General features: G+C 48.4%; 5 protein-coding genes. 3 read left to right on the top strand and 2 right to left on the bottom strand.

The window, feature by feature from the left end; translation table 11 throughout:
* Window positions 1-120 precede the first annotated feature (120 nt).
* Window positions 121-762 carry a JAB-like toxin 1 domain-containing protein gene (locus WKK33_RS08435; protein WP_337933343.1) on the bottom strand — a complete coding sequence of 214 codons (642 nt, stop codon included), beginning with the start codon at window positions 760-762 and terminating at the stop codon, window positions 121-123.
* Window positions 763-903: 141 nt separating this feature from the next.
* On the bottom strand, window positions 904-1,800 hold the full coding sequence (locus WKK33_RS08440; protein WP_337933345.1) for a DUF5030 domain-containing protein: 897 nt from the start codon (window positions 1,798-1,800) through the stop codon (window positions 904-906).
* Between the two features lie 413 nt (window positions 1,801-2,213).
* Between WKK33_RS08440 and WKK33_RS08445 the strand changes: the two genes are divergently transcribed.
* From WKK33_RS08445 to WKK33_RS08455, 3 genes are all read left to right on the top strand, one after another.
* Window positions 2,214-2,540: a hypothetical protein gene (locus WKK33_RS08445; RefSeq protein WP_337933347.1), complete on the top strand. Its 327-nt coding sequence runs from the start codon at window positions 2,214-2,216 to the stop codon at window positions 2,538-2,540.
* 92 nt (window positions 2,541-2,632) lie between these two features.
* Window positions 2,633-3,475: a DUF3737 family protein gene (locus tag WKK33_RS08450; RefSeq protein ID WP_337933350.1), complete on the top strand. Its 843-nt coding sequence runs from the start codon at window positions 2,633-2,635 to the stop codon at window positions 3,473-3,475.
* Complete coding sequence (locus WKK33_RS08455; RefSeq protein ID WP_337933349.1) at window positions 3,475-4,644, top strand: MalY/PatB family protein; 1,170 nt, start codon at window positions 3,475-3,477, stop codon at window positions 4,642-4,644. Before WKK33_RS08450 ends, WKK33_RS08455 begins: the two co-directional genes overlap by 1 nt.
* Window positions 4,645-4,968: the final 324 nt, after the last annotated feature.

The following is a 4,968-nucleotide window of genomic DNA, read 5'->3' on the forward strand; positions in this document are numbered from 1 at the left end:
CGTACCATGCCCTGTCAAGGTTTAGGTCTGGCCAGCCTTGGTTACGCTGCGCATAACAAACCAAAGTTGTCCATTGGGCTAAGGCAATGATTAAACAGATAGTTTTCCTCATGGTGATTTCTATTCGAATGTAAAGCCTCCCTTGCCAAATATTCTCTTCGCCAATTCTTCATCTTGAACATTGGATCCATCACGGAAGGAGTAATAATTGCCGTCACTTTCATTGTAGATTTCGGCATATTGAAAGCCTTGTTTCTTCATCTGGTCAATGTCATATTGGCTGGGGTAGCTATTATATTGTCTAAATTTCTCCTCGTACCCCTTTTCCGTCTGCGAATGGTTATGGGCGTAACAGTTATAGCCATTTAACGCGTAAAATTCCCGATTGTCCAACAGGTCGGTTTGATGCTCTTCATTGCTTGTCATGAGCACACCCCCAGTTGAGTCTTTCTTGTAACAATATGCCCACTCCACGTTGGTGTGGTCTGCCAAAAACTCGAAAACGCCTTTGTTGAGTGCGCTGCCAGTGAATGCTCCTTTTTGCACATTTCCGCTGATTATCAAGTAGCCGAAGTCGCCATCAAGTTCCATTTCGTTTCCCTTTACATCGATGATGTTTTGGTCGCTGGGGTATGTGGCAACCAAAATGCCACTTTCGTCAAAGCAGTACTTTTTGTACTTCTTTTCTCCTTCGTCTCCCGACATGACCGACACTTCCTTCCAAAGGTTGTCAAGGTCTTCTTGGCTTAATACTTTTTTCATGTTGCTATGTTTTATAAGGTGACAGAATGAATTTAAGTTAGTCAATAGTTAATTCTGCAGATATAATATTTATTTTATACGTCAAAGCTGATATGTTATTTTTTTATGTTATTTAACAATCTTTTATTCACGGTTGAATTCTCATAGGTTGATGTTCATGTAGTCTTCTACCAGCCAGCCGCATTTGTTGACCGTCACGCGGTAGTAGCGGCCCGTCATGATGCGGAAGTCGGTGGTGTAGAGGGGGCGATAGGTGCCATAAGGAAGCTTGCCCACAAACCACTTCATGTTATCGAAAGCTCTTTGTGTCAGCCCGTCAGGTGCTTTGGGCGACAGTAGCTCGAGGCCGTAGGTCCCTTCTTTACCCGTTTCGTCTTTGTGCTTTTCGTATAATAACACGGAGAAAGTGCGTTCTTCGTGATCCATATCGAAATTCCAGCGCATGTCAATCAAGTTTCCCAATAGTTTTGCACCGCCTTTTGTGCGGCGTGTCCATGAACCACCTAATATAGGGGAGATGAAGCTGAAGAAGTCTGCACAATAGCTGAACACACTGTTATCTACCACTTTGATGTATCCTTTATTGCGTGTCTCCAAAAAAGGATTGGGTGTCACCGTGTATCCCATGTAGCGTTTGGGCTCTTTCAGAAAGATGATGTCACCCGTAAGTAGCTTCGCCTTATCCTTGTTTTGCGTCATCCAGACATCTTTCATGGGTACGCCTTTCAGAGGAGAGAGCAAGACGAGAAATTTCCCATAGAAGGTGTTGATGGAGTCGTAGCCGGCATAGGGAGAGGTTCTGAAGATGGTGTCCTTGTATTGTTCAAAGGCCGCTTTCATCTCTTCCACGGAAATAGTGTCCTTAAAGTAATTTTGCCTTAGTATGGATCGGTCCGCCTTTGTGTCGTGCAGATAGCTTATCCACGCTCTCGGGAAATTTAAGGTTGCCCACTCTTCCTTGCCCTCGTCTATCCATTGTGCGTAAGCTGATGAGAGCGCGATCTGCAGGAAAACCATGATAAATATCGTCTTTTTCATGTTCGATTTCTCATTTGGTGCGCTACCGTCCATAGCGCACAGGGTTACTTTGCGAAGATATTAAAAAAATGGATATCCTCCAAATGATGAAGCCTTTTTTTTGTTCTTTTGCGAAAAACGTGCCAGCTACGTAGGCCACCCATTCGCATCTGTATGCACTTGCCTGGTTGCCAATGATGCTCCATTGTTCAAATCTTTGGTGTGAAAGTTGTGTTGCGTTTATCGCTGAAATAGGTCGCGAAAACCGATTTTTTTTGAGATGAAACCCTCCATGGTCGTTCTCGGTTTCGTGAAAGATGCCTAATCGAGTTGCGAAAGCTAAGCTATCGAGTCTCCATCGGGCGTCTTTCGTGTTGCGGTTAGGCGTCTTTCGTCCCTCGATTAGGCATGTTTCGCAATGAAAAATCTGAAATTTGAAGTGGCAAAACGGCAGTTCGGATTGTAAGTTACTAATGGTCAGGATGTTGCGAATCTTTCGTGAGAATCGCGTATTTGCGCCAAATATTTTGTTCGTGGAAAAGAAACGTGTAGTTTTCACTATAGTTTGTTGCATGTTTTCCTACCCCATGCGCATCGCGCCGCTGTCCCTGCCGCATGGTGCGATCGCTCGTTGGGGAGTTCTTCGGATCAAGGAACTCCTTTTCCCACAGGGCTTTTTAGGTTTTTTATATGCCCATCCCTTTCAACTTGTGCCTAAAAATGTTATCTTTGCGAAACATAGCCCCAGTGTCGCCGTGTGAGGCGCGCGATGGGGTAGGAGCGCTTACGCCTCGGTCTGGCACGCTCTTTGTTATGTCATATTAGCATATTCACGATTTAACGATTTCATATGATGGATTCTATTCACGACCGTACGTTCGGAGGAGAGCGTCCGCTCTTCGGAGCCCACGATGTGGTGCTCGAGAATATAACGATTACCGATGGTGAGTCGGGCATCAAGTGTTGTCACGATATCGAGTGCCGCGACTCTAAGTTTTATGGCAAATACCCTTGGTGGCACGTCGACCGTAGCTTGATCACCAGTTGCTATTTTGCTCCCGGCAGTCGCTCAGCCATTTGGTATAGCAGCCACATGGTGATGCGCAACTGTGTGATCGATGGCCCTAAGTTCTTCCGCGAGATGAAGCATCTGGAGCTCGAGAATGTAAAGATCAATGATGCTGATGAGACCTTCTGGCGTGTTGATGGACTGAAGTTGAAGAATGTGGAGTTGCATCAAGGAACCTATCCATTTATGTTCTCTAAAAATATTTACGTTGATGGACTTGTTTCCGATGCCATGTACGTGTTCCAGTATTGCGAGAATGTGGAGATCCACAACGCTAAGATCACTACCAAGGACTCGTTCTGGGAGTGCAACAACGTAACCGTTTACGACTCTGAGCTTGACGGTGAGTATTTGGCTTGGCACTCCAAGAACATCAAGTTGGTGCGCTGCCATATCAAGGGTGAGCAGCCCCTGTGCTATATGGATGGCGTTACGTTGGAAGACTGTACGTTTGATGAGGCTTGCGACCGCGTCTTTGAGGACAGCAAGCGCATCGATGCCTCCATTACCGGTACCATCACCGAGGTGAAGAATCCCATTAGCGGACGCATCGTGGCCGACAAGGTGGGCAAGATAACCTATAACGAGTTTGCTAAGTCGCGCGAGTGCCAGATAGGGGAAAGATAATGAAAAACTACGACTTTTCGAAGGTCATCGACCGTCGGCACAGTGGTTCCGTCAAGTGGGATCACTTTGCCGATGACGAGGTGTTGCCCCTGTGGGTGGCTGACATGGATTTTCAAGCAGCGCCTGCCATCCAGGAAGCGCTCAGGCGACGTGTGGACCATGGCGTTTTTGGCTATGCCCAGGTCGACGATGGCTATTACGATGCCATTATCTCTTGGCAGCAGCGACGCCATCAGTGGACGGTCGATCGCTCATCTATTCTCTACACCACGGGTGTGGTGCCCGCCGCCAGTTGCGCCATCAAGGCCCTGACGCTCCCCGGCGAGAAGGTGCTTGTGATGACTCCCGTTTACAACTGCTTCTTTTCGTCCATTCGCAACCAGGGTTGCGGCATTGCCGAAAGTGCGCTCAAACGAGAGGGCGACAGTTATGTTGTGGATTGGGACCACTTTGAGCGCCAGTGCCAAGACGAGAAAGTAACCGTTTTCCTGCTTTGCAACCCTCATAATCCTGCCGGACGGGTGTGGACGCGAGAGGAACTGCGCCGCATGGGGGCCATTTGCGCGGAAAACCGTGTGCGCGTCATTAGCGACGAAATCCATTGCGAACTGGTGATGCCCGGACACACGTTTGTGCCGTTTGCCGCCGTTTGCGAGCAAAACCAGCGCAACAGTGTTACGTTGTGCTCGCCCTCCAAGTCGTTTAACATCGCTGGCTTGCAAAACGCCTATGTCATTTGCTCCGATGAGGAGATGCGCCGCCGTGTAGACCGAGTGATCAATATCTTTGAGGTGTGCGACGTAAACCCCTTTGGCATTGAGGCGTTGAAGGCCGCATATAACGAGAGTGAGGAGTGGATCGACGACCTATGCCAGTATGTCTGGGGCAACTATCTGTGTCTCAGGGAGTTTGTGGCTTGTCGGTTGCCCAAGGTGAGCGTATGCCGACTGGAGGGTACCTATTTGGCTTGGTTGGACATTCGCCAGTTGGGCCTTACAAGCGATGAGGCCACACAGCGCTTGCTGCACGACGGCAAGGTGTTTGTTAGCAGTGGAACGCTCTATGGCCAGCGCGACGGCGATGGCTATCTGCGCATCAACTTAGCCTGTCCCCGAGCTACCTTGGAAGAGGGCTTGAAGCGCATCGAAAAAGTGCTCGCTTTTATATAAGGTACGCGCGTACCTTTTATTATTGTACCCCCTCAGCCTATGGAGCTTTTGTTGCTCCTTCGAAAATGGGTGGGTTCATGTGGGTTCATCCGGTATTTGTAGCTACGTAGGTCGCGCGAAAGTGTTAGCGTGTGTCCTTGGTCGTTGCAAATGTCGGATGAATCGATTCTCCGCCTGCTCATCGGTTTCGTTCCATTCCAAGTAAGCCGTTTTGCGCCAGGATGCCCCATTTACCCCTGCTGCGACCCGTTTTTTTGTGGATCATCCGTCATTTGGAGTGAAAAATAACACACGTGAGTATTTACGCTCAGACGCGGTCGCTCG

Origin of the sequence: Hallella sp. (genome assembly GCF_037460745.1) — a bacterium.
Taxonomy (GTDB): domain Bacteria; phylum Bacteroidota; class Bacteroidia; order Bacteroidales; family Bacteroidaceae; genus Prevotella; species Prevotella faecis.

Excerpts from the sequence above, each read along its gene's own strand:
- WKK33_RS08435 (WP_337933343.1), bottom strand. The coding sequence starts at position 762 with ATGAAAAAAGTATTAAGCCAAGAAGACCTTGACAACCTTTGGAAGGAA.
- WKK33_RS08440 (WP_337933345.1), bottom strand. The coding sequence starts at position 1,800 with ATGAAAAAGACGATATTTATCATGGTTTTCCTGCAGATCGCGCTCTCA.
- WKK33_RS08450 (WP_337933350.1), top strand. The coding sequence starts at position 2,633 with ATGGATTCTATTCACGACCGTACGTTCGGAGGAGAGCGTCCGCTCTTC.
- WKK33_RS08455 (WP_337933349.1), top strand. The coding sequence starts at position 3,475 with ATGAAAAACTACGACTTTTCGAAGGTCATCGACCGTCGGCACAGTGGT.